The organism is Paenibacillus sp. FSL P4-0176, assembly GCF_037975265.1.
Taxonomy (GTDB): Bacteria; Bacillota; Bacilli; order Paenibacillales; family Paenibacillaceae; genus Paenibacillus; species Paenibacillus amylolyticus.
In genome coordinates this window covers 3,576,663-3,603,448 of the sequence record NZ_CP150242.1, presented here as the reverse complement: position 1 = coordinate 3,603,448, position 26,786 = coordinate 3,576,663, and the positions used below count along the sequence as shown (strand labels likewise).

Genomic DNA, 26,786 nt, shown 5'->3' with positions numbered 1-26,786 from the left:
TGCATAGCCTATTCCTTGACTGCTCCAATAACGATCCCCTTAACGAAGAAACGTTGTAAAAACGGGTATACCATCAGGATCGGAAGCGCGCCGATAAAGATCTGTGCTGCGCGTACGGTTCGCTGCGAGATATTCTCCAACATGGAAGGATCGACGTTGATTTTACTGAGATCTTGCTGAACAATAATGGTCTGTAATAGAGAAGCAAGTGGATAATTTTTAATATCAGACATATAGATCATGCCGTCGAACCAGGAGTTCCACTGATATACCATCGTAAATAAGGACAAGGTTGCGATAGCTGGAAGTGAAAGCGGTACGTAGACCAGAATCAACGTTTTGATATGACCTGCTCCATCCAAATAAGCTGCTTCCTCAAGTTCTTTGGGCAGACCGCGGAAGAAGTTCATCATGAGAATAACGTTCCACACGGACAGTGCGCCAGGCAGAATAAGCGCCCAGATTGTATTCATCAAGCCAAGCTTCTGGATCAGAATGTAACTTGGAATCAAACCGCCGCTGAACAAAATGGTAAATACGAAAAACCACGTATATAAGGAGCGACCTTTAAAACTGATGTCTTCCTTCGACAACGGAAATGCGGTTAAGAGCATGATGACCATACCAATGATCGTTGCAATTACAGTCCGTTTAAGTGATACGATCAAGGAGTTGATGAAGTTTGAATTCCCGAATGTTTTCACATATGCGTCGGTTGTGAACCCGATGGGCCAGAAGGTAACCAGGTTTGATGATGCTGGCGCCATACTGCTGAATGAAACAGCCAATATATGAATAATTGGTAAAATGCAGAGTATCGATAATATCCCAAGAAAAGTATAGTTAGCGATGCTGAATATGCGGTATCCTTTTGTTTTATAATACAAGCCCTTTTCTCCTCTCTAGAAAACTCGATAATTAGCTAGTTTGTAAGCCATTCTGTAAGATATAACAATCAAAATGGTAGCAACCACAGATTTGAACAACCCTACTGCTGTGGCAAAACTCATCTTCCCGTTCAGAATCCCGAGTCGATATACAAAGGTGTCAATGATGTCGCCTTTGTCATACACAAGCGGATTGTACAAGTTGAACACCTGATCAAAACCGGCGTTCAGGATATTGCCGATAGAGAGTGTCATCAGTACGATTGTAATCGGCATTAATGCCGGAATCGTAATGTGCAGCGTCTGTTTAAATCGGTTGGCCCCATCCACTTCGGCAGCCTCGTAGAGTGCAGGATTAATTCCTGAGAGAGAAGCCAGAAATACGATCGTACCAAAACCAAATTCTTTCCACACATCACTGAGGATCAGCGTTATTCGGAACCATGTACCGTCTCCCAGGAAGAAGATCGGTTCTCCTCCAAAGGCTACGACAAGCTGGTTGACCATGCCGCCCTGAGGAGACAGGATATCGAGCAGAATACCACCGAGAATAACCCATGATAGGAAATGCGGTAGATACACAAGCGTTTGACTTACTCTCTTGAATGCCGTCAAGCGCACTTCATTGAGCAAAATGGCAAACAGGAATGGAGCGAACAGTCCTGCGATGATTTTGAAAAATGCAATGACCAGCGTATTCCAGATCACCTGACCTACGTCCGGATATAAGAATAAATATCGGAAATTGTCCCAACCCACCCATTTGGATTCAGAAAATCCCAAGTATGGTTTGAAATCCTGAAAAGCAATTACAATGCCACCCATCGGTATGTACTGAAACACCAGTGCCAGCAATACAGCTGGAATGAGCATCATATGCAAGGTCCAGTTCCGTTGCATATTCCAGCGCTGTTTAACCCTGGTGGAGCGCCGTTTATGCGGCGTTTCTAACGTATGTTCCTTCACTCCTGCATCCCCCATGTTCTAAATTTTGTATTTTACAAGTCATCGTGAACTTGTATATTAAAATTATAGCAATGGAAATTTGTGATCTATATCCTAATATTGCAACAACGATATCAATATTTTAATAAGATTAAGGAGGTTGGACTTTGTTCACACGCTTGAATGTCTTTACCAAAATTACACTGTTGTTTGTGATGCTGCTTATTCTGGTGCTGTTTCTCTATACATACTCGAACCGGGAAAGCGTGCGTGTTATCGAACACGAGATTCAAAACAATACGATGAATCATCTCTCAACATTTGCTGATTCAGTAGAATCCAATATTTACCAACTGTCATTGTATGGGATGTCTATTGGGCAAGATTCGAGTATTCAGGAATATCAACGTCCCGACTACAAGGACATTCCCTATGAACGTGTGAAAGTTGGAAGTGCCATTCTGGAGAAAATGAATCTGTACAACGCAGCAAGCAAATGGCATTCGACCATCACACTATACTTCCCAAGGATGCAAAAAGTGATATCAACGGATTATTATGCTTACATTCCGTACAGGGATGATGAATTTAAGGAGCCTCTCTCGCAATCCTGGACCTATGCCGACAATCAGTTTATCTGGTACACTACCGATCCAACGACAGCGATGGCGAGACCTGGCAAAGCCAGATTGATTACCAAAATCAGTTTTCCAGTTCATCACTTAACTGCACTTCTTAATCAAAACAAGTTAAATAATAAAGGCGACCCGTTCATGTTCCATCCCGATTATGGATTAATCAGCAATAGTTCTGGAAAGGAGACCTTGAACGCAATCCTGCCTTCCCTGAAAGAAGCAAAACTGCAGGCCAGCGGTGGCTTCAGTACAACGTTGAACAAAACGGAATATTACGTCTCCTACATTCAATCCAAGAGCCTCGGCTGGTATTATATTGACTATGTGCCTATGCAGCAAATTTTGAAACCGATTACGAGCAGCCGGAATCTTTTTTACGCTTCAATTGCCGTTCTGATCGTGATGAGCGTTGTTGTATTATATACACTCTACCGAAGTGTGCAGCTTCCACTTTTACAGTTGGTTAAGGGGACAAATCGCTTGTCCACCGGGGACTTTTCCGTTCGGCTTCATCATTCTGCACGCAATGAGTTCAGCCTGTTATTTGCACGTTTCAACATCATGGCTCAACGAATTCAAGAATTAATCGAGAATGTATATGAGGAGAAATTAAGAAGTCGGGAAGCCACGCTCAAACAGTTGCAATCGCAGATTAATCCGCATTTTCTATATAACTGTCTGTTCTATATCAAGAACATGGCCCGAATGAAAAATGAAAAGGCCGTGGTAGCCATGGCACTGAATCTGGGGGAGTATTACCGATACATAACCAGGTCCGAAAAGGATCAAGCCACGCTTCGTGAAGAGCTGACAATGGTCAAAAATTATTTGGAAATCCAGTCACTTCGTCTGGAACGAATGCATTTTACAATCGACGTGCCCCATGATATTTTAGATAAAACAGTTCCCAGACTAACCCTCCAGCCTATTATTGAGAACGCTATTATTCATGGTCTGGAGCCCAAATCGGTAGATGGTGAGATTAAAATCTATGCGGACTGCGAGGATGATGTGTACACAATTATCGTGGAGGACAGCGGGCTTGGCATGTCTGAGAAACAACTTGATCATCTGAGAGATAATCTTCTTAAACCGCTGGATGAGAATATGGGATGTGGTACATGGAATGTCCATCAGCGTTTATCTTTTCTGTACGGTGAAGGATCTGGACTATCTTATGATCATTCTTCAATGGGTGGGATTAAAGTTAACATCACGTGGCACGACAATACAGACAAGTAGGTGAACGACCCATGTTGCAAATATTATTAGTTGACGATGAACGTTCCGTCGTGGAAACGCTGGCAGAGACCATTCCGTGGGAAAGCTGCGGGATCGGTACAGTTCATGAAGCATTATCCGGTGCAGTAGCGCTGGAAATTATGGACAACCACGACATTGACATTGTAATTACGGATATACGTATGCCCGAAATGTCAGGCATTGCACTGATTACAGCAATTCATGAAAAGTGGCCTCATGTGCAGACAATTCTGTTATCAGGTCACGCCGACTTTGAATATGCGAAACAGGCCATTGCGCAGGAAAGCTTTGATTACTTACTGAAACCCGTTAGTGATGAAGATCTGATCGAATCCGTGCAACGTCTTGTTCATCGAATTAAAGAAAAGTGGGAAACCGCAGCATCTCATCAAAGAGCCTTACACGCCTTTCAGGATCATCTGCCATTGCTTCAATCCACGATGCTGCATGAGTTGCTGACTGGAAAAGTCTATGATCAGAAGACGCTGGCAGACAAGCTTGATCTGCTGGAGCTTCCCTACTCCGTAGGAGAAGATCTCGGCATGTTGATTATCCGTATGGAGAAACATCTATCCGATATGGCGCACGGCGACCTGGCCCTAATGGAATATGCGATATGTAATATCATAAGTGAAGTGATGCATAATCATTTTCATATCTGGCACACACGAGACGTTCATGATTACATTGTTGTTCTGGTAAGCATGAAACATTCCACAACGATGAGTTATAGCAGGAGTGAGACGCCTCAGACATTGCTTGAGCAGTATGCTGCCCAGATTCAAACCAATGTTCAGTTATACCTGAAAGGTGCAATCTCCATTTCCGTCTCCAGTTGGGGCAAGTTTCCCCATGAAATTGGAGAACTCTATGAGCGAACGGTTATGTCCATGCGTAAACGGATGGGTCAGGTGCAAGGTTTGTTTGTCACCGCTTCCGATGAAACGGATGCCAACCCTCTACATACGATCAGGTCGCTGTATCAGCCACCAACGTTGATTAGCCTGCTCGAAGCTGGTCGCTTTGAGGATGTGGAACAGAAAATCGAACACATTTTTGCGGAACTGCTGCATTCCAATGAACATCATGATATTGCCGAGTCAACCTTTGAGGTGTATTTTGCTATTGCGGGCGCGTTTGCGTACATCATTCATAAAAATGGCAAACAAATCTCTTCTTTGATACCAGCAGAGTCCTATCGTTACTTTCAAGCTCCCAGCTATTCCACTGCGCAGCAGCTACAGGACTGGTCCGTGCGTACACTTCATTACATACGAGATGATGCTGAACAAGAGCTTAGAGACAATCACAGCACCATTGTGCGCAGCGTCAAAAGTTTTGTCGACCTTCATCTGGCTGGTGATGTATCACTGCCTGCAATTGCCGACCATGTGCATCTGCACCCAGTCTACTTGTCCAAGGTATACAAGGCGGAGACAGGTGAAGCACTTACTGCCTATGTGTACCGGTTAAGAATGGAGAAAGCAGCCTATCATTTGCGAACATCAACCGCCAAAGTGTTTGAGATTGCAGAACTTGTTGGTTACAACAATACCGCATATTTCATCCGAGTTTTCAAGAAATTTTATGATCTTACACCGCAAGAATATCGGGAAAATCTGCCGGTTTAAGAGAGTACACAGACTAGACTTGACGTTCTGGTATTTCTCTGGTTTCCCCTACTCCATATCAAATACAAAAAGGCATTGCCGGAGATCTTCTCCTGCAATGCCTTTTTGGTGCTTATGTGGCCGCGATGATTCAATTCAGCCAGCCCTGCGTCATCCTATTTTCCGCTTTTCACGGAATCATACCACTCGTTAACTTCTTTCGTAATCTGATCTCCACCTGAAGACTTCCACTTCTCAACAAATGAGTCGAACGCGTCCACAGAGGTTTTGCCATACACAATTTGAGAGAAGGTGTCCTTCTCCATCTTTGTCAAAATGTCATTGTTCATCTGCATCGTCATTGAAGGTGCACCGGTAAACATTTGATTGAACACGATGTCCTTTTGATCCAAAACAATCTTGGCTGCATCAAGCATAGGTACTGGTACACCTGATTTGATTTTTTTCTCAAATGGCGTTGTTGCTTCTTCACCACTTGCCAGCTTCGCGAGTGTTGTCATACTCAGATTCGGAATTCTCGCTCCATCAAAAGTCAAAGTGTACTTCTCGGGAGCATAACCCCCCGTAAGACTTGCATCGGTTGATGGTTTCCCATCTACCATAACCCAATCGTATCCTTCCGCAAATCCATGCTCAAACTCATCGCCCTCTTTAGGATTCGCATAGTGATCAAAGAGATAGTTCTGATAGGTGAAAAAGGCTTCCGGATTTTTCATGTCTTTGTTAATTAGAACTACGCCATTTCCGTTTGACGTACCATGTCTGCCTGCTTGACCGTTTGGACCAGAAGGAATTGGATACGCCTTGTATTCAGCCTCAGGATTGTTTTTCTTCACATCCTCCAGCGGCCAGGATGGCATCCAGTGAGGACCAACCACAATACCTGCTTTTCCGGCAGTAAATTCTTCAGCTGCTTTTGTCTCGTCATACACGCCGGCTTCTTCCGGGATATACCCTTTGCTCATCCAGCTCTGTAATTTGGCCAAAGCCTGTTTTGCACCAGGTGTAACGGAACCGTATTCAAGTTTTCCGTCTGCCGTCAGATTCCATTGGTTTGGCATTGTACCATAAGCGCCAAATACCCACCCAGCTTCAGACATCCATGTGTTCAGCCAGTTCTTGAAGCCAATGGTGAGTCCGTAAGTGTCCTGCTTCCCATTGCCATCCGGATCTTGATTCGTAAACGTTTCCATAATGACTTCAAGATCATCTATCGTTTTAGGTGCTTCCAGATTGAATTTCTTCATCCAGTCTTCACGGATCCACATGACAGGATCACCATTATAGGAATAGTCCAGAATCGGAATACCGATCTTTTTGCCATCTTGCATGTATGGATACCATACGGAAGGATCTTCGTTTACGGCTGCTTTCCATGTGTCGCTGGCATATTTGTCAAACAACTCGCCCGCATCGACAAATTTTCCGGACTCAATCAATTCACGCACCAGATTGAATTCGCCGCGATACGAAATAATGTCTGGCATGTCCGCATTGGAAGCCAGTGACAGGCGCAGTTTCGTCTCAAATGCATTATTGGTAGAAGGAGATATCCACTGGTTTTTCAACTCAATTCCGAGTTTCTCCTTGGCCCATTTTGTATGGACATTATTATCCTGATCCTCGCCTGACTTAAACTTCACGTCTGGACCCCATGGTCGTAAATACGTAATGGATACTGGTGGATCATACTTTCCATCTTTGAGCTCCAACGTTGTCGCTGGTGTACTCGATTCTGTTTTCTTGTCGCTCCCGTTACTACACCCACTCAGGGCTGCAGATAGAGCCAATACACCGATCATGACCAAACTGCCTACTCGTCTCTTTTTACTTGTGTCCAACTTCGTTCCCCCAGTCTATGTAATGTTGCTTACAGGTTAATCATAATGAATTTTTGATATTTATGCCCATACTAATATTGCAACATTTATTGCATTAATTTAGGATATTGGATATTGAATACATATATTGAATAAATACAATACCAGAAAATAGAAAAAAGCAGCCGCTAACGGCTGCTTCAGTCTGCTTAATTACTCGTATATTTAACCCAATCGTACTCAGCATAGAGCGGATTAGCCCCGTTATAAGGACCGAGCCAGCTATCTACTCCTGTTCCATTCCACAGGTTCATCATGATTTTTCCGGGTGTTTTAGGAATATTGCTGGTTGCCGTATGCTTCAATACACCATCAACATACCATTTGATATGTCCCGGCTGCCAGTCAAATGCGTACGTATGGAAGCCCTGGGATGCATCAAACCCTAGATTGATAATCTTCTCATGATTACCAACCCCATTGGTATAATAATTAAACTGTACTTTGGTTGTGTCTTTTCCTAAAAATTCGATATCAATCTCATCCCATTGGGTGCCATGTGCAGGACCTGTGTATGTGAAAAATGAGGAAACTACACCTGTGTTCTTGGCAGGTTTCATACTGACTTCATACAAGCCGTACCCATACGTATTCGTGGTACGATACTCTCCGCAATCAAACTTGTTCTGTGCAGAGCTGGTCAAACCAAGCTTAAGCTTGCCGTCACTTGTAAAATTAACATTGTTAGCCCTCCACGTACAGTTAAACATGTTCCCATTGGAATACCCATCCGCTTTTTGCCACGTACTTGCGTTAAAATAGGTTAGAGGTTCCCAGAACACATAACCCGCGAAAGCGCTTACCGAAAAAAACAAAGAGATGACACCAGTTACCGCCAAAGTATACCAAGACTTCCTCTTCATCATACACCTCCATGAATGATTCCAACATGTATAATCAGCGCAATAATAGATAGCGCTTACATGGTTGGTATTTCCATTTTATCCGGAAGCATGGTGGTAAACTATAGCAAACTTTAAAGCAGAGATATTCAATTTTTAAGATCTTCGTTCTTGTATCTAATCATGTTATGTTAAGACTATGCCAGTTTCATACACGTAAGATGGATTGAATGAAGCGCCTGCCCTTCAGCATAGAAGGAATCAGGCGCTCCATGAAAACCATTTTTACATATATCTCAACATGTTTGTTTCTTTATTCACCCTAAAAGGGTTCTATTTCGCACCAGCTCGTACCAAAATGTCTTCAATTTCTTTGAAGCCATTATTCTTCGCATGACTGAGTGGTGACACCCCATCACGGTCCGATATGTTTACGTCTGCTCCGTGGTCAATGAGTAATTGTATCGTCTCCTGCTGCCGAGCATTGCCATCGTTAAGAATGATCGCTTCGAGTAGTGCTGTCCATCCCAATTGATTCACATGGTCCACATCCACCGAAGTTTGAGTCAGTAGTTCTTGCACTACATCCACATATCCATGCTCCGAAGCTGGAATAAGTGCTGTCCCTCCATATCGATTCGTTATCGCTGGGTCCGCTCCCGCCTCGATTGTCAGCTTCAAAATATCCAAGTATCCTTCAGCACCAGCATACAGAAACGGGGTGTTTTTCATATCGTCCTGTATATTCACGTCTGCCCCCGCTTCAATTAACACTTTAGCCGATGTTGGATCATTATTGTAAGTTGCAATCATTGTAGCCGTTCGTCCACTCTGATCTTGAGCATTGATATTGGCGCCTCCTTGAATCATTTGTTCGATGCGTTCAGTATCGCTGTCCTCTACTGCCTTGAACAGCTGTTCATCTGCTGAAGTCATGGCCTTTACCTCCACTTTAGAGTCGTTTCTCATTTCAGGCACGCAGCCTTGGACGATCAACATACTGCTTATCAGGACAACGATGATCAGCGATTTACTCATACTACCTCCTTTACTCCAGTGTCAAGGTGACCGAAGAAGCGATACTCCAATCCCCAACTGGGTTTATTGTATACGTAGTACCTGGAGTCAACTTCCCATCATTCGTTAGGTCGAATACACCCGTCGCACCTTTTCGACTTGAATATTTATAAGTGGCCGTCAGAACATCCCCGCTAGGTGAAGTTAACGTTACACTTCGACCAGAGAACAGTTCATCCCCAGGGTCCTGGTCAAGTGTAACTTCAATGGAGGTTTCGCTCACTGCTTGAGCACTTGCAACCACTAGTGGATCAAACGATTTCGCCGTAAATGAAGCATTTTCGATGTTGGCCCAATCCGAAGAAACCGTATATGTGACACCTGATTTCAACGTTTGTCCCTCAGGCAAACGGAACTTCGGTTCTTGTTTGCCATCTGTGGATTGCGTGAACGGAACATATCTGGCAACGATAGGCTCGCCACCTTCTGGCGTAATTACAACTTGTCTTGCCTGCATGGAAGAGATGATCTGATACTTTTTGCCTCCTGCTTGCTCTTGATCATTCAGCACAAATGCATTAGCTCCTCGACCACCACTGTAAGCCGAAATGATGTAACCATAATCCACGACACTGTTCACTTGCAATGCTTCAATCTCGAATGTATCATTCGTTACTTGACTAACCGTTGTCATGTTTATTTTCGTACCACTGCCTTCAAAGGAACCAGCGTCTTGGCCTTTGTAAGTCAGGTTGTACACTTCACTAGCATCTTGTACGGACGTTGGAACGATGTAAGTCGCGATTGACCCTGTTTTCAAACGCGGCATATTGGTTAACGTCAACCCGCCACTAAACGCAAAGTCCGTTTGTGCCTTGGCAAAAGCTTCATTCGCTGCTGTCAGCGGCTTGTCAAAAGTTACAATTAACGTAATGGCATTCAGTGATCTAACGCTCTTGATTTGAGCTTGCTCCGAAGGAATAGCTTGGTGTGCAGTTTGCAACAGCACTGCTGTTTCGCCGCGCGTTGCTGTACCGTTCTCGGAGTAGAACTCGCTCATCCAATGGTGAACGGACTTTACATCACGTTGCATCGCTTTGGATACGACCTGTTCGAGTTCAGCATCCGACACTTGAGTTTGCGGATTGAATTGTCCATCGTTAGCCTGCATGATGCCAAGTTCAACAAGCTTTGACGCATATGGCGCATACCATGCATTCGGATTCACATCCGTCAATTCTACGGTTTCTCCCGTCTTGCTCTCCAAATTAAACGTTTTGAAAACCAATGAAGCTAACTCCGCACGGGTAATTGCTCGATGTTCACCCATAGATTGATCTGCATACCCGTTCATGATCCCCAAGCTATTGAGATCCTTGATAGCAGCTTCAATCTGTTGTTGATTAAGCTGTGTGGTTGTTGCCGCAATGTTAGTAACGTATGTAGCTGCATGTACTTGATTCGCAGTTAACGGGAACACTGCTGTACCTAATGCAGTTATGGTTAGAAATGTAGCGATTTTGCGGGTTGTAGAATTCATGGTTGAATTCCTCCTCTATAGGTTGTAGTTGCCTGTATCTATAGAATAGAGGACAAAAAGAAACTCCCAAGGCTAAAGTTATTAACAAAATATAAACTGGCTCTAAATTTTCACGAAACTTATGCAGTAAACCGGTAGCCTGCACCCCAGACGGTTTCAATATACTCCGGATTTTTGGGGTCTGTCTCCAGCTTCCCCCGCAGTTTGCGAATATGGACGGTAACCGTTGCAATGTCTCCGGTGGAATCCATGCCCCAGATCCGCTCGAACAGATCTGATTTGCTAAATACACGGTTGGGATGACTCGCAAGAAATACAAGTAACTCGAATTCCTTCGTTGTAATCGCCACCTCTTCTCCATTAACAAAAACGCGGCGTGATCCTTTATCAATGTGAAGCCCGCGAATGTGGATTTCATCCTGCTCAGCTGGTTTGTTTTTGCCAAGTAGTCTCTCGTATCGGGTCAAATGAGCCTTTGCTCGTGCAACCAATTCACTCGGGCTGAACGGTTTTGTAATAAAGTCATCCACTCCCAGATTAAATGTCCGGATCTTATCGATTTCTTCCTTTTTCGCGGAAACGACAAGGATGGGAACTTCCTTTACTTCACGAATGCGCCTGCAACATTCGAAGCCGTCGAGTCCCGGAAGCATCAGATCAACAATGATCAGATTATATTCCCCCTCCAGTGCCTGCTTCAGACCTTCATCTCCAGTATGGCAGAGATCCACGGAAAATCCGTTGAGCTCAAAATAATCCCGTTCCAGTTCCGCAATCGTTGTTTCGTCTTCAATGATCAAAATGTTTGCCATTACTTATTAATCCCTCTCTTCATTCAGCCGTTTCAGTTTGATATATATACTCGTGCCATCATTGGGCTGGCTTTCAGCCCAGATGAAGCCCCCATGTCCATCAATGATTTGGCGGGCAATTGCTAGCCCGAGCCCACTTCCGCCCGTTGAAGAATTGCGGGATTGTTCTGCACGATAGAAGCGTTCAAATATATAAGGCAGTGCCTCTTCGGGTATTCCCCTGCCATTATCTTTAAAGCCCATCGTAATCCATTTCTCATCAGCTTGAAGTGTAATCTCGAATCGTTTGTGTTCATTCTCCATGTATTTGAGTGCATTATCCACCACATTAACAACGGTACGTTTTAACTTCTCCGGATCCACAGCAGCCATAGCGGGACCAGACACCTGGTTATTCCATTCCAGTGCAACACCTTTATCCTCCAGATCATATCTCAGCTCTTCGATGCTATCTTCAAGGAAATCAGCGAGATCAACTGTTTTAAACAGGAACGGCTCTTGGTTCAAGTCGAGCTTGGAATACAAAAACAGTTCATCCACCAGCTTATCCATGCTAACTGCTTTGGAGTGAATGATATTAACATAACTCTCCATTTTCTCTGGAGTATTAGCCACGCCGTCACGAATACCCTCAATATACCCTTTGATATTGGTAATCGGTGTACGGAGATCATGCGAAATGTTGGAGATAAGCTCTTTGCGGTTCACTTCGTCCTGCTGTCGTAACGCATAGGAGAGCTGTAATTGATTCCGCATGCTCTCAAACGCTTCGCTGAGTTGACCAACCTCGTCATTAGAGTTTAGCTGAAGTTTAAAGGATAGATTACCATCCTTGATATGTTCGGCTGAACTTCGTAGTTGATTCAAGGGTTTAATGAAGCTGCGCGTGATCCAGCGGAACAAGAGCAGATTTGCAATGATGAGGACACCAATAAGCAGGAATGACATCACAGGCAGCAACTTGCGAGTAAGCTCCGCAAAGGGGCTTCTCTCGCGAATGACAAAGATACTCCCCCGTTCCCCATCTGAATATTGAAAATCAAATTTTGCATACGCGTAAAATCGCTCACCAATATTGAAGGTGCTCCGAATCTGATAATTGTTAAGATCATAGGCAGGCAGTGCTTGCTTCAGTTCTTGCTGGTTGAAGGTCAGTGATTCGAAGATCTGACTATTCTCTCGTCTGATGTAGAGCCCTGACTTCTCAGCTCGAAGCTTCATATCATATTCACGCAGCAAAACCTTGTTCTGCAGGTCATCCGGGTCATTTTTGGCCAGAAACTTCATCTCTTGAAAGATCGATTCTCCCTGTTCAGTCAGGGGGTTGATCTGATAATGTACCTTGTAAATATCGCGGAAACTCTGTAGATCCCCTGTAGCCGCAATCGTATACAGACTTGCCGTAAGCAGGATGAACAGTAGACTTATAACAAGCATGCCCGTGAAGGACAGCAGCATTTTTATTCGAATTGACATGGGTTCCCCTTCTCAAGCAAACAATTGGATTAGTTAGTGCACATGTTAACACAAGATGGATTCTATTGCCCATATGTAAAAAAGAGCTTTCTTTTTCATTATATATGTTGACAGTGATAATCGTTATCAATAATGTTGGAGTAAGGTGCACAACGATTTATCTTAGAATGACCGGCAAACACTTTTGAAATGAGGTACGTAATGTGAAAGTAGACGTTAATCAGTTAGCAGCGCATTTTGCACACATTCCTTTTCAAGTAGAAGGCGTATATCGATATGCTAGAAATCCAGGGGTTCCCCAGGCTGACTATACCGATTCTTTTCCTGGATTTGTATTTCCTCTTACAGGAAAAATACAATTTCAATTTGATGGTACACCCTATATTTTTTCACCAGGAAAAGTTGTACATGGGGGCGCGAAAATGAAACTGGATCAAACCGTGTTTCATAGAACGGACTGGGAATATATCCTCGTTTTATACCGGATATGTAGTTCGGACCTCGAAGAGACAAGCTTTTCCCATCAGCATTTTGAATTATCAACGGGTCGATCCCCACGTCTGATCGAATTAATCATGCGTCTTTGGCATGTGTATAATCAGCGCGGAGGTATTTCAAAGTTTCAGACAGAGATGCTGTTTCGCGATGTACTGAATGAGACTTTAATATGTGTTGATCATAGGCAAAATAGTTGTGAATCAGATACTTTATTCGAACGGGTCTCTACCTATATCCAAGAACACTATGATCAAAGTCTGACTGTCGCATCACTTGCAGAACAAAATAATGTTAATCGAAATCGACTTTCCTATGTGTTTAGAAGACATGCAGGTATGGGTCCAGCAGAATATGTATTGAAATATCGTATAAACATGGCACAGCAAATGTTATTGGCAAGTGATGCGTCTGTACAACAGATTGCCGAGAGCGTTGGCATTGCTGACCCCTTTTATTTTAGCAGAGTGTTTAAGAAACAATGTGGTATTTCTCCTACGGAGTATCGTCTGAAGTTCATCAATAATCCATCCTGATTTCAATAGGCATCCATGTTATACCAAAGCTTAAATCAGTATACTGAACATATAGGATTAATACACAGGAGGAATGACGATGCACTATCAAGCTATTAAATTAAATGAGGAATTTTCGAAATTAAACGATCTTTGGTCTCCGAAACTCATTGGTGAAATGAATGACTATCAATTTAAGATCGTTAAGATTGCTGGAGATTTTGAGTGGCATGTTCATGAGGAGACTGACAAGTTATTTTTTGTGCTCGAAGGGGAAATGATAATTGATTTTCGTGATGGGCAAGTGAAGATTTCCAAGGGCGAGATGTATATTGTCCCTAAGGGAGTCGAGATCAAACCTTCCGCCGAAAAGGAATGTCATATCATGTTGATGGAGCCTGGAAGCGAAGTAAACACTGGCGGGACTAAGGCCGAATAAGCGTCAGTTATTGGAACCAGGAAGTTAATTTGCAATATCAGAGAGCCGATAACCGCGTAATAGGGGTTATCGGCTCTGCGTCTGTACGGCTAGCTTTTTGACATGCATTAATCAGCAATCTCTCGGTTATGTCATTTGTTGCTGGTCTTCTTGATCAATTCCACACCATCGTATGCCAGACTTTCCACACTTGTTGCCTTCTGCAGTATGTATTGATCAAAAAAGTTCTTCGCATAGTCTGTAACAAGATTTCGCATCTCCATAACATCCCGTTCACCTCTGAGTTCCTCATTAACACTGGTAAACACGATGTCACAGTAATCCAAATGTGCAACACGATCAACTGAGAAATAATAGGTTTCCATGCTATTGTTAGCGCCAATAACCGCATTCATATTATAGTTAGGTTCACAAAACAGGAACAAGAAAGGTTTTTTAAGATCGCTGTCAAGAAGTCCAAACGCACCGCTATCCAAACCAATCCCGCAGGCGAATCTGTCGTCATCCCGGCAAACCATCGCCGTCGTAGGCCCTCCATAAGAATGTCCGACTATACCCATGCCGATGTCAAGCAACAATCTGCCCTTAAAGATGAAATTCAGCTCTCCAGAGTCCAGTTTGTAAAGATAATCGGCTACATACCTTACATCTTCTGCCTGTAATTCACTATACTCTGTTATCTTGGAAAGTATCGGTAGTGCAAGCACGTTACGGCACATCTCAATGGCAGTTTCATCGTCAGGCCGCATCTCCATCTTACCGGCTAACGTTAGCATCTCCGGATCTTCACCAAAGGCTGTAAGGACATCCGAAAAGTCCTTGGATACATTAAACAGGCGCCCATCTTTACGTTTATACATCGTGCTATTCTGATGGCCGATGCTTACCACAACATACCCCATGCTTGCCAAGTCTGTACAGAGCACTGTCCCCCATTCTGGAGATCCGCCCCCACCGCACACATAGAATAACACTGGATAGCGCTTTTCCTTCCCGGAAAGAGCAAGGTCGTCGTAACACTGGGTCTTGATATCTATAGAGAAAACATCCTTCAACGCGGTGACAAGTGGCTGCTCATTAAACATCTCGTAGACTTCAGGAAACATGTACGTTGATGTAGTCTTACCTTCGCTACTGTCAGACGGATAGTACACAAAAGCGGTCAGTTCTCTTTTGGAGTAATCTGATGCCGTGTACTCCAAATCCATCTGGGTTCGACCGACAGTATAGCCCCCAATTGGTTCTGGAAATGCGTCATAGGTTTTCATTTTCTTTCCCCCTTAAGATCGCTAACCATTTCAGAATATTTATGATCTTCAAGCAGCCCATGACCCATAAATTCAGCAAAGTACTTGCTGATCTTATGTTGCAGCTCAGAGTCCTTAATATCGAATTCCCTAAAAAACAAGATTAAATTAAGCTGCATTGACTCAAACATAAAAGAGATCAGATCGTCGTCAACATCCGGTCGGAGATATCCATCAACCCTCATTCGGCGTAAAATGTCCTTGATCATGGGGAATGACTCGCCCTTTAACACATTCACATATACTTTCAGCAAAATGTCCTCAGGAATATATGAACATGTTTTAGTCAGTTTGATTTCCAACTCATTCAGTGGCTCGGTCACCATGCCATTAACGTTACCAAATAAGCCAGTAAGGAAATAGCTGTAAAGGGAATCTTCATTACTGTTACTGAAGTATGTAGCTCTTTTCTGGGTCACAATACGTATTAAGTGACAATAAAGGTCATCTTTGTCTTCAAAATACCGATAAAATGTTCCGGGGTGCATGGACAAACTATCCAAAACCATCTTCATAGTTATATCCTCGTAAAGATTATCAACAAAAAGATGCATAGCGCTATTCGATATTTCCTCGCGCCTTGCTTCGTCTAAACGAAAGAAAGTATTTTTTGGCATAGACTACTCCTTAATGTATAGTGTGAACTGATTCACACTATACTGATAATTCATTCACAAGTCAAATCGTATTAAAATAGAGTGTTCACTCCATTCTCGCTATCATTCAGGCTGACCGGGAACAGCTTTAGACAGGAATTTGGTCCCTGATAACAAAAAAAGCCGCTAAAATAGCGACTTTTAATGGTACTATGTTTTTGTCCTTGGCTTCATTACAACTCGAGATCATCAGCGAGTCCTTCAACACCTGTGAAGATGGAATCCCCGTAACCCCAGAAGTTGTTGAAATCGATAATGTAGATTTTTTTGTTTTTAACTGCGTTAATGTTTTGCACCTGCTTGTTGGCAAGCAGCTTTTTAATCGTTTCTTCTGGATCAATACCACCTGCATACCTCGAAATAATCATTGCATCTGGATTAATCTCGATTAACTTCTCCAGACTGAGTGTGCCAGTTTCATTAATCAGCATATTATGCATATTGATTAATGACATTGCACTTTCAATAAACGTATCTCCGTTTCCGTTGTAGATTCCAATGGTTCCATCACCATTATCCGAAAAAGATGCATAGTTGATCGTTTCAGCGCTAGCTCGGGCCGACAAGGCATTCTCGCGTGCTTTAAGTGTCTCAATATATGCCGCTGCATTCTCTTGTACGTTGAATATCTCACCTAATTCAGTAATATCCTGATACAGACTATCTAACGATGCATCAGGAACACTGGTGCTTTGTACATACGTTTTAATCCCCATATCATTCAAGCTGCTTACTGTACCAACACCCCAGTCCGCATCCTCAAACAATCCACCACGTCCTACAACCAGGTCAGGCGTAGCGCCTATTGTCACTTCCTTACCTACATAGCCTTCAGCAAGCACAGGAATTTGTTTAAATTCATCAGCAATATCTTCAGGTACACTACCAAACAACGCAGCTACACCTACAAGTTTGTCTGTCAAACCAAGGCGAATCATCAGCTCGGCTGCACCCTGGGTATTGGCAACTACTCGTTCAGGTGCCTTGTCAAACGTTTGATCCTTCTTCACCCATGTGCCGTTCTCTGTTGTATAGTTTGAAACGGTTACCGGGTAAGTTGTTTCAGCAGGTGCTGAAGCGTCTGCGTCGGTTTGTTCCCCATTTGTTGCTGCATTCGGGGCGTTGCTCTCCGCAGCTTGCTGTGAACTGTCATTTGCATCTTTGCTGCCACCATTGTTGCTTGAACACGCTGCGAGCACCAGAATCATTGCAGTAATCAAACAAAGAAACATCCCTTTTTTAACGGATACTAACATGTAAATAATCTCTCCCTTTTCAATTCTCTCTTGTCTTTTAGACCCATATGTAAAATAACTATTGTCAGTATACAGTAAATGTCGAAGTGTGTAAATGAGAACAATAATCAATATCATTTATCTGATGGATAAAAAGAGCCCCATATGGGTGCCTCTTACTTTGGCCATAAATTTTAGTTCATGCAACCTGGTGGCTCACAGAAAAACCAAGTTCATCTCCCCTGTACGGGATTGAACTTGGTTCCTCTTTTACTTAACTATTTATTACGTGCCTGATTAACTTTGGCGATAAGTTCATTAATAATTTCATCAGGTGACCGCTCATTCATCCATTGTTGGCCGAACATTTGGAACACTTTGATCATCGGGAAATCTGCCCAGAATCCCACAAACTCCTCGTTAAGATATACCTTGTCCGTAACGTGCTCGTTCATTTCATTCAGGCAATGCTCCAATTCCTTTTTCGCTACAGGATCACTCATCCACTCACTGAGCAGACTGAATTTGTGGAATGTGATTTCTTCCTTACCAAAGTCACAATGCAGACGTTCCGTAATTCGGAGATCTTTGGACGAGCTGCCAAGTGAAATTTGGAAAAATCCGGTCTCAGCCACCCAACGGTTATACTTGGTGTTGTAATATGAGAAATCTCTCTCTTCCAGTTCAAAAGTAATCTTGCGTTTTTCACCCGGCTCCAGTTCAACTTTAGCAAAAGCTTTTAATTCTTTCTCTGGACGGGTCCATGTGCACTCTTCATCATGAACATACAATTGAACAACTTCTTTCCCCTTGCGCTTTCCGTTATTTTTCAATTGGAAGGACAAAGTAACACCGGTATGGGTCTGAGCCACTTCCAGATCCGTATAGGAGAACGATGTGTAAGACAATCCGTGTCCAAACGGGAATTGAGGTGCCAGTTCTTTCCGGTCATAATATCGATAACCCACGAACAGGCCTTCGCGATAATACAGCTTGCCGTTCTCTCCGCGAATTCGCATATGTGAAGGGTTGTCCGACAGTTTGACAGGGAATGTCTCAGAAAGTTTGCCCGAAGGATTTGTCTGTCCGAATAATACATCTGCAATCACTTTACCCATGCCTTGACCCGACAACCAAGAATGAATCACACCAGGTACATGCTGCACCCATGGGCGCATAGCCAGCGCGGAGCCGCTGCTCGTCACGACAATACACTTGGGCTGAACCGCGGCTACCGCGAGAATCAATTTCACTTGATGCTCGGGAAGATCAATGCCTTGCAAATCATGCATCTCCGATTCCGCATATTCCGGTTGGCCAACAAACAGTACAGCAACATCGGAATTCATGGCTAATGATACGCTTTCCTTGATTAGCTCATCATTGATGGAGTCATCCTCCGGGTACCCTTCTGCATAAGTCATGGTCATGGCATCACCAGCCAGATTTTTTATCTCGTCCCATGGAATATCGATTTTTGTAGGCGTTACTTTTGCACTGCCCGCTCCCTGTATTCTCGGTTTTTTGGCAAACCGTCCGATCACGGCAATCGACGAAATGGACTCCTGCCCTAGCGGGAGAATCGCGTTCTCATTTTTCAGAAGCACAATACTCTCGGCCGCCGCTTTACGCGCGAGTGCATGATAGTCCGAATCTGGAGAAGAATCCTTGTCTTTCTTGCCCGTTACCCGCTCAACCAGTTTCAAAATCCGGCCCACACTGCGATCCAACTGTTCTTCGGCAAGGCTTCCGTTCTGAACCGCTTCAATGATTGCTTTGGCATTGTAATTGGCGGGACCCGGCATCTCCAGATCAAGCCCGGCCTTCAGTCCGCGTATACGATCATTGACAGCTGTCCAGTCGGATAGAACAACACCTTCATAACCCCACTCTTCTCTCAAAATGTCATTCAGCAAATGTTCGTTCTCACTTGTATACGTTCCATTCAATAAATTATAAGAACACATAACCGTCCAAGGATCGGATTTCTTAATAATACGTTCAAAGGCGCTCAGGTAAATCTCGCGGAGCGTTCGCTCATCGATTTCCGAACTGGTTACCATCTTCTCGAACTCCTGGTTGTTACCCGCAAAGTGTTTGACAGAAGCGCCCACGCCTTCGCTTTGGATCCCGTTTATAAACGCCGCTCCAAGTTCCCCCGTCAAGTATGGGTCTTCCGAGTAGTATTCGAAGTTTCTTCCGCCAAGCGGCGTTCTTTTCATATTGACACCAGGTCCAAGCAGCAGCTCAACGTCCATGGTTTTGGATTCACGTCCCAGTGCCACACCGACTTCATACAATAAATCCGTATTCCACGAAGAACCGATGGCTGAACCCGTAGGGTAACAGGTTGCGGGTACATTTTCCGTTGTAATCCCCATTTCTTCATCGCTGTTTGTTTTACGGATGCCGTTTGTCCCATCGTACATATGAACTGGCGGAATGTTTAACCGCTCGATTCCTTTTGTCATCCACATATTCAATCCTGCGCAGAGTGAAGCTTTCTCGGCCAGCGTTAATGCCGTCAACAATTCATTGATTGATTTATCCATAGTACTCACCCTTCTAATATCAATTTTGTTCCTGTTCTTTCTTCAGTTCCTGTGCATCATACAGTTTGAAAAACGGAAACCAGACAATAAATACAATCACCAGGACGACCGCCAGCAAGATAAGCCCATTGAGTCCGGACATAATGTAGGTGGACAGGCCGATTGGCGTGTACCATAGCTGGAAGATCTGGCTCGGGATCCGTACCCAACCCCAGTCGAGAGCCAAGTACACAATCACCGGCGTGATAAGTGAGTTAATCCACATCGGCACCATGAGTAACGGATTAAAGGCAATCGGTGCTCCGTACACGACAGGTTCATTAATGTTGAACAAGGACGGGATAATCGTCGCCTTGCCGACAGATTTCAGTTTTTTCGAACGTGCCATCAGGAACCAAACAACTAACGGCAAAGTCGCACCCATACCGCCAATACCCAGCCAGCCGGAGAAAAAGGTTTCAAATGTGTTAATATTGACCGGATCTTGTCCCGCTGCGACAAGAGCTGCATTTTCTTCGATTGCAGGTATCCAGATTGCGTACCAGATCGGTGTCATGACCCACGGGCTTACGCCGAAAGAATACAGTACAACGCCAATGAAATTGAACAATAAAAATCCGGTTAAGCTTTGTCCAACGGCATTGATCGGCTCAAATACGTTCACGATCAGTCCAAAAATATCAAAATGAAGCTGATATACAAGCAACCATCCTGTTGTTAATACCAGGGCGATCGGGACGAGAAAATCGAACCAGTCCATAATGAATTCGGGAAGTGAAGACCCTTTTTTGAAGAACGAAAATTTGTTGCACATGATCATTACTAGAGCGACAAATACACCTACCAAGAGTGCTGTAATCATCCCCGAGGGTCCAAATCGTTCAAGGATGAACTGAATGGTACCGTCTTCGTTTACTGTCGGGTTAAGCAGCATAACGAACAGAGATATCCCCGTCATTCCCGCAAGCAACTTGATTTTGTGTCGTTCTCTTTTTTCCATCACGACATAAGGCGTCAAAAAAGCAATAAACAACCCAAGCAAACCGAAACTGAATGTCGTGATAGGTGTCAGGTCCGGCATTCCCGGAATGAAATCCTGCAAAATCGAAATCAATGTAATAATCGAACCGATGAAAATCATCGGAATGGCGACCATGATGGCTTCTTGAATCGAAGAAACCCAAATATTATTCGTAAACGCCTCCAATCTTGGCGCAAACGAATCTGTCATCCATTTCATGAAACGCTTCATCCAAAACTCCCCCTGTCTTCCTCTAAGCTGCCACAACCATAGTATATCGATTTGTGTTAACGCTTTCTTGTTGGAACTTGCCGCATCATGGTTCGTTTTTTGCCCAATCCATCGCTATAGTTCTAGCTTGCCAGCCTGAACAAGAAATAAACAACAAAAAACATCCCTTCACTACTGAAAGGATGTCTTAAAAGCACTTTTTTTTTAATATTGTCTATCCAAAATGAGCAGCATTACCCCATGCGGTGGAAGCAAAATTTCTCTGTGCCAACTTTCATCTCTAATCATCTCTGTCCCCATCACGGGTCCACTCCTCCCGTTTAAAAAGAGGATTTCTTCTTCCGTCAAGGAATAGGGCGATCCCATGCGGGTCCACTCATCAAATACCGATCCATGGTCCCGATCCAGTTGATAACTGGTGCATTTATAAGGTCCCTCGAGATTGCTCAGGGTAAGTTCATAAGCTTTGCTGCCTTTTTCCTCAAATACGTCATAGCGGGTTGAGCTGGATAATTCCGACCAATCCCCACTTGCAAACAGCCGGTCTACATGCACATAGTGATAGAACAAAAATTGCATGCTTCCATCCCTTTTTCGGGTTCCGACATAACCGTCTCCCTTGACCATCAGCTCATCCCCAAGCTTTTGCATAAGCTCAAATGCATAATAGCTGGGTTTCTTCAGCCCATCGCGGTTAATCAGGCCAAAACCTCCGTAGAAAGGAGAAGCGGGAACGATACTTTCTTCGAATACATCGGTAAAGGACCAAAAAGCCATCGCTTTCACGTCACCGAGCGTGTTCATGGTGTGGTAAATGACAAACGGAGCCATGAACATGGTATCGTGCAGCAAGTTACGGTCATACAGCGAAAAGTTCCACTCGGTGACATGAAGTTCAACATGACCGTGCGAAGACGCATTCATTTTTTGCCGCATAAGTTCAATACTCTCTTTATAAAAAGCTGGCGGCATGATCTGGGTTAAACGATCGTCTTCAACTTTTAGCTTGGGATACTCCGAATAGATATGAAACGAGAAAAAGTCGAGAGCCACTTCGCGTTTGCGGCAATAGGACAAAAATTCCTCAGCCCAGGTATCATTCCAGAGAGATCCGTAACCCATAGCTGGGCCCCCCACCGTCAGTTCCGGCAAAATCGATTTGATGGCATGAACAGTCGATTCGTAAAACGCAAAGTATTCTTCCTTGCTTCCTGCCCAACAAACACCCGCCAGGTCAGGCTCGTTCCATACTTCGAAATACCACTGCCTCACTTCTTCCGCACCATAACGATTCAAACAATGGCGAACAAATTCACCAACAAGCGTCTGCCACTTGGCAGGGTCGGATGGCGGGCTAATATTCCCCCTCCACCAAAACAGCGTTTCTTTGGATCTCGCCAGCTGGCTCGGCATAAAACTTAATTCCACAAATGGCCGAACGCCCTGATCCAGCAAGAAATCATATAATTTGTCCACATAAGACCAATTATAGAGGGGAGTGCCCTGCTCATTCTCGCTGTACACCATCATCTCGTCATTAAAGATGCCGTGAAATCGAATATATTGAAAAGGGATTTTTCCTTTCAGCGCGGAGAGCTGCTTCCGCCAATCTTCACGTAAACCTTCAATGGCTCTCCCTGCCGTCATGGTCATATTCCAGTGCTTTTCGTAGACAGACGACGTCTGATCCGCACGAATCTCAATATAAGTTTGGTCTGACAGATGTACAGACGGTACAGGAAGCGTGTCCTGATCGGCGTCAACCTTAACATCCAGATATCGATACAGTAAACCAATCGCATTCAGCGTTTCCATCTCGTAATAATCTCCGCTTGAAGATTCCTCATATGTTTTGGGTTTGCGGTTTACATTCATCTGATGGAGTTCCGGTGTACGAGAAGCTTCCCGATAGGAACCGGGCGTACAGCCGTACTTTTCCTTGAAGTATTTGTTAAACAGCTTCACATTGGCAAATCCGCAATCCAGCGCGATCTCCGAGATGTTTTTATCGTTGGCTGCCAGCTGAGCTTGAGCCTTCTCCAAACGAATGAGCGTCAAATACTTTTGGAAAGGTATCCCGATTTTGTCGGTGAAGAAGTGAGAAAAATAATGCAAACTTAAATGTTCGGAATGCGCCATATCCTGCAGTGTAATCTTTTCATTGTAGTGTAAATCAATATATGTGAGGACCCTGTTCAGTCTTTTATAGTCATAATCCCTGCTACCGTCTTCCAATGCGGAATTCGTTCCAATGGAAAAATACCTCTGCAGGCATCCGCATAACATCTGTAATCTGCCCATTGTGAAATTTTGATAACCTGGCGTTTTTTTGTTGATCTCCCATACCATTTGCGCAAGATATTGTTTAATAATTTGCAGGCGAGGAGCGTTTTGTTCCACGTTCATAGCAGAGTTACAGGAGATAAACGCATTATTGTTCATTAACTCGGGACCGAACTGCAATGTTAATAACACATTGTCCTGATTGGTTCGTTCGATCTTGTGGACGGACATACTGTTAACCACGATCACATCATCTTCATGCAGTGTATATTGCTGCTGGTCCAGATACATGATGATTGAACCGTGGAGAACATATACAACTTCCACTTCCTTGTGCCAATGAAAATCAATATGTTTTACCGAGTTCACGAAGAGATTCATAGGCAGATCGTCCTGATGTTGAATAAACTCATATAGATAGCGAATTGTCTGCACCTTCCTTCATACCGATTATTATAGCCACAGCATTTTGAAGATATCAACAAGCTAAACAGTAAGAACAAAAAAGCCGATCAATTAAGGTTCAATTGATCGGCTCTTCTATATAAATGTTCAAACTACCTATTCAACTAAATGCACTGTTATCTTACCAACCGCGGTTGGACATGCGCTCTTCTGGAGCCAATTTAGAAATTTCGATCCCTTTCATCGGGGCGCCCAAGTTTTTGGATACTTCAGCAATCAGTTTGTAATCGGTGTAATGTGTTGTAGCTTCAACGATTGCACGAGCGAATTTCTCAGGGCTATCGGATTTGAAAATACCTGATCCTACAAACACACCGTCTGCTCCCAGGTGCATCATTAATGCTGCGTCCGCCGGAGTAGCTACACCGCCTGCTGCAAAGTTAACGACAGGAAGTTTTCCATTTTCATGAACTTCGCGCAGCAACTCATAAGCTACACCCAGATTTTTGGCTTCAGCGTACAGCTCGTCTTTGGACATATTTTGCACTTTGCGGAGCTGGCTGTTAATTAGACGCATATGACGAACTGCCTCAACAATGTTGCCCGTTCCAGGCTCACCTTTGGTACGAATCATCGATGCACCCTCACCAATACGGCGAAGAGCTTCTCCCAAATCTTTGGCTCCACATACAAATGGTACAGTAAACTCATGTTTATCGATATGGAACACTTCGTCTGCAGGCGTAAGAACTTCACTTTCATCGAGATAGTCCACACCTAGGGATTCAAGCACTTTGGCTTCTATGTAATGACCGATACGTGCTTTGGCCATAACTGGGATAGATACAACCTTCATAACCTCTTCAACGATGGTTGGATCTGCCATACGAGCTACACCGCCAGCAGCGCGAATATCGGAAGGTACCCGTTCAAGAGCCATAACAGCTGTTGCCCCTGCCGCCTCAGCGATTTTAGCTTGCTCTGCATTCATAACGTCCATGATGACGCCACCTTTTTGCATTTCAGCCATTCCTCTTTTTACACGATCTGTACCTGTTTGCATGATTGTAGTCCTCCTAATTAACTTTTGGGTGATTTTCAATAAAGGCATCGCTCTAATCTATGATTTAGTATAGAATGAGAATGGTCATATAAAAAGATCCAATATTTTTGGTTTTTATTGTACCACTTCATTTATAAATCTGGAGGTCCTATGCAATTTCATGTAGCTTACAGTTCATATTTGAACCGAAAATATACGAAGATGAAGGCTCTCTATCATGCCATTCGTGATGCAATTCATGAAGGTAATCTTATACATGGCGAGAAGTTACCCTCTACTCGAGAGTTAGCCACGACGTATCACATTTCCAGAGGAACCGTGAATCAGGTCTATGATACGTTGACTGCACAAGGTTACATTCATTCAGAGCATGGAAGAGGAACCTTTGTTGCTTACCAGTTGGATTTGAACAATAATGCGTCCACCGAGAAAGCTTGTACCCATCACTTATCCGCCTGGGGGAATCGTATTCAGCAGTTTGAACAGCAGTCGATTCAAAGAAATACACCAGCCAATGCTCATACACATGATTCCAGAATGAATAGCGACGAAGTGATCGACTTTAGCAAATATCAACCTGATTTCTCCAAGTTTCCTTACGATGAATGGAATAATCGATTGTATGCAGAGATAAGGCAGCGTGAGCATCACCTGAAAACAACCTCTGCCATGGTTAGTTCAACCGGGGATCCAAAATTGAGAGAAGCCATTGCTGCCTATCTGCGTAGGATGCGGGGCATTCAAGTTGATCCGGATCATATTGCAGTAACTGCAGGCTCCATGCAAGCTATAGCTCTACTCACTCAATTACTTGCAGATCCTGGGGATTATGTCGTGACAGAAAGTCCTTGTTATGTCGGGATTTCTAAAGCCATATTGGCTGCGGGTGCAAAGTTGATTGAAGCTAATCTCGATGGTCAGGGCGTTGTGCCCCAGGACTGGGAAGCACGTATGTTGTTTGTCACGCCGTCACGACAATTTCCTACTGGTGAAATGCTCAGTCTGGAACGCAGACAAACCTTGCTGGACTGGGCACAGCGAAATGATGCCATGATTGTTGAGGATGATTATGATAGTGAATTCCGATATCGCGGAATGCATGTTGAACCACTGAAAACACTCGATAAAGCAGGACGTGTAATCTACCTGGGTAGCTTTACCAAAACCTTGCCTTTAGAAGTACGACTTGGTTATGTGGTTCTTCCCCCTACCTTGGCTGACACCTTTAGAAAGGCACAAGCATTATACGAGCCAAGACCCGTCAACCTGATCGAACAACGGGCATTAGCTGCATTCATGACAAGCGGTCAATATGAACGTCATCTGCGCAGAATGAATCGATTATACAGTCGGAAATTCCATCTGTTACTCAAACTTTTGAACAAGCAGCTCTCTACATGGTTTGATTGGGTGGAGAATGAAGCGGGTCTACACGTGTTTGGTTGGTGGCGAGGTAATGTGACCACTTATGAGGCCTTTCGGGAATCGTCTAGGTCACAAGGTGTGGTATACTCAGAAGTCAGCAGTTCAACGTCTGTTGGTACGAAGTATGGTATCTATTTGTCTTTTGCACATTTGTCAGATGAACAATTACAGGAAGGCGTATCCAGATTAAAAAATGCCGTTACAACTGCATTGTGAGGTAAATCGTCTCCA

At 43.9% G+C, this 26,786-nt stretch carries 20 protein-coding genes; 5 read left to right on the top strand and 15 right to left on the bottom strand.

What is annotated here, in order from left to right:
- Positions 1-8: 8 nt before the first annotated feature.
- Positions 9-887 carry a carbohydrate ABC transporter permease gene (locus MKY95_RS16315; protein WP_017688354.1) on the bottom strand — a complete coding sequence of 293 codons (879 nt, stop codon included), beginning with the start codon at positions 885-887 and terminating at the stop codon, positions 9-11.
- A gap of 15 nt (positions 888-902) precedes the next feature.
- Positions 903-1,787 (bottom strand): ABC transporter permease subunit, encoded by an 885-nt coding sequence (locus MKY95_RS16310; RefSeq protein ID WP_100527900.1) that lies wholly within the window; start codon positions 1,785-1,787, stop codon positions 903-905.
- A gap of 212 nt (positions 1,788-1,999) precedes the next feature.
- Here MKY95_RS16310 and MKY95_RS16305 point away from each other — a divergent pair, with 212 nt between their 5' ends.
- Positions 2,000-3,709, top strand: coding sequence for a sensor histidine kinase (locus MKY95_RS16305; RefSeq protein ID WP_036615626.1), 1,710 nt, complete (start codon positions 2,000-2,002; stop codon positions 3,707-3,709).
- An 11-nt stretch (positions 3,710-3,720) separates the two neighbouring features.
- A complete protein-coding gene (locus MKY95_RS16300) occupies positions 3,721-5,361 on the top strand; it encodes a response regulator (RefSeq protein WP_036615627.1) in 1,641 nt (546 codons plus the stop codon).
- A 155-nt stretch (positions 5,362-5,516) separates the two neighbouring features.
- Here MKY95_RS16300 and MKY95_RS16295 read toward each other — a convergent pair whose 3' ends face one another.
- The 6 genes from MKY95_RS16295 to MKY95_RS16270 form a co-directional block, all read right to left on the bottom strand.
- On the bottom strand, positions 5,517-7,202 hold the full coding sequence (locus MKY95_RS16295; RefSeq protein ID WP_339199849.1) for an extracellular solute-binding protein: 1,686 nt from the start codon (positions 7,200-7,202) through the stop codon (positions 5,517-5,519).
- 188 nt (positions 7,203-7,390) lie between these two features.
- Positions 7,391-8,104 carry a glycoside hydrolase family 16 protein gene (locus MKY95_RS16290; RefSeq protein WP_036615630.1) on the bottom strand — a complete coding sequence of 238 codons (714 nt, stop codon included), beginning with the start codon at positions 8,102-8,104 and terminating at the stop codon, positions 7,391-7,393.
- 312 nt (positions 8,105-8,416) lie between these two features.
- Entirely contained in the window at positions 8,417-9,121 is a 705-nt protein-coding gene (locus tag MKY95_RS16285; RefSeq protein ID WP_339199848.1) for an ankyrin repeat domain-containing protein, read from the bottom strand.
- Between the two features lie 10 nt (positions 9,122-9,131).
- A complete protein-coding gene (locus MKY95_RS16280; RefSeq protein ID WP_339199846.1) occupies positions 9,132-10,640 on the bottom strand; it encodes an S-layer homology domain-containing protein in 1,509 nt (502 codons plus the stop codon).
- A 119-nt stretch (positions 10,641-10,759) separates the two neighbouring features.
- Positions 10,760-11,452: a response regulator transcription factor gene (locus tag MKY95_RS16275; protein ID WP_339199845.1), complete on the bottom strand. Its 693-nt coding sequence runs from the start codon at positions 11,450-11,452 to the stop codon at positions 10,760-10,762.
- A gap of 6 nt (positions 11,453-11,458) precedes the next feature.
- On the bottom strand, positions 11,459-12,928 hold the full coding sequence (locus MKY95_RS16270; RefSeq protein WP_339199843.1) for a HAMP domain-containing sensor histidine kinase: 1,470 nt from the start codon (positions 12,926-12,928) through the stop codon (positions 11,459-11,461).
- 203 nt (positions 12,929-13,131) lie between these two features.
- Between MKY95_RS16270 and MKY95_RS16265 the strand changes: the two genes are divergently transcribed.
- Together MKY95_RS16265 and MKY95_RS16260 are read left to right on the top strand one after the other, a co-directional pair.
- Entirely contained in the window at positions 13,132-13,959 is an 828-nt protein-coding gene (locus tag MKY95_RS16265; RefSeq protein ID WP_339199841.1) for an AraC family transcriptional regulator, read from the top strand.
- 79 nt (positions 13,960-14,038) lie between these two features.
- Complete coding sequence (locus tag MKY95_RS16260; protein ID WP_074095159.1) at positions 14,039-14,377, top strand: cupin domain-containing protein; 339 nt, start codon at positions 14,039-14,041, stop codon at positions 14,375-14,377.
- A gap of 131 nt (positions 14,378-14,508) precedes the next feature.
- Here the strand turns inward: MKY95_RS16260 and MKY95_RS16255 are convergent, their stop codons facing one another.
- The 7 genes from MKY95_RS16255 to pdxS form a co-directional block, all read right to left on the bottom strand.
- Positions 14,509-15,645, bottom strand: a complete 1,137-nt coding sequence (locus tag MKY95_RS16255) for a choline esterase (protein WP_339199840.1) — start codon at positions 15,643-15,645, stop codon at positions 14,509-14,511.
- A complete protein-coding gene (locus tag MKY95_RS16250) occupies positions 15,642-16,301 on the bottom strand; it encodes a TetR/AcrR family transcriptional regulator (RefSeq protein WP_339199839.1) in 660 nt (219 codons plus the stop codon). The genes MKY95_RS16255 and MKY95_RS16250 overlap by 4 nt, the downstream gene beginning before the upstream one ends.
- A gap of 212 nt (positions 16,302-16,513) precedes the next feature.
- Positions 16,514-17,596, bottom strand: a complete 1,083-nt coding sequence (locus MKY95_RS16245) for an ABC transporter substrate-binding protein (protein WP_339199837.1) — start codon at positions 17,594-17,596, stop codon at positions 16,514-16,516.
- Positions 17,597-17,853: 257 nt separating this feature from the next.
- Complete coding sequence (locus tag MKY95_RS16240) at positions 17,854-20,127, bottom strand: glycoside hydrolase family 3 C-terminal domain-containing protein (protein WP_339199835.1); 2,274 nt, start codon at positions 20,125-20,127, stop codon at positions 17,854-17,856.
- 19 nt (positions 20,128-20,146) lie between these two features.
- Complete coding sequence (locus MKY95_RS16235; RefSeq protein ID WP_062834547.1) at positions 20,147-21,379, bottom strand: PTS transporter subunit EIIC; 1,233 nt, start codon at positions 21,377-21,379, stop codon at positions 20,147-20,149.
- A 204-nt stretch (positions 21,380-21,583) separates the two neighbouring features.
- On the bottom strand, positions 21,584-24,043 hold the full coding sequence (locus tag MKY95_RS16230) for a helix-turn-helix domain-containing protein (protein WP_339199834.1): 2,460 nt from the start codon (positions 24,041-24,043) through the stop codon (positions 21,584-21,586).
- Between the two features lie 205 nt (positions 24,044-24,248).
- Complete coding sequence (gene pdxS, locus MKY95_RS16225) at positions 24,249-25,133, bottom strand: pyridoxal 5'-phosphate synthase lyase subunit PdxS (protein WP_200869424.1); 885 nt, start codon at positions 25,131-25,133, stop codon at positions 24,249-24,251.
- 147 nt (positions 25,134-25,280) lie between these two features.
- On the opposite strand from pdxS, the gene MKY95_RS16220 reads away from it, so the two are divergent.
- Entirely contained in the window at positions 25,281-26,771 is a 1,491-nt protein-coding gene (locus MKY95_RS16220; protein ID WP_339199832.1) for a PLP-dependent aminotransferase family protein, read from the top strand.
- Positions 26,772-26,786: the final 15 nt, after the last annotated feature.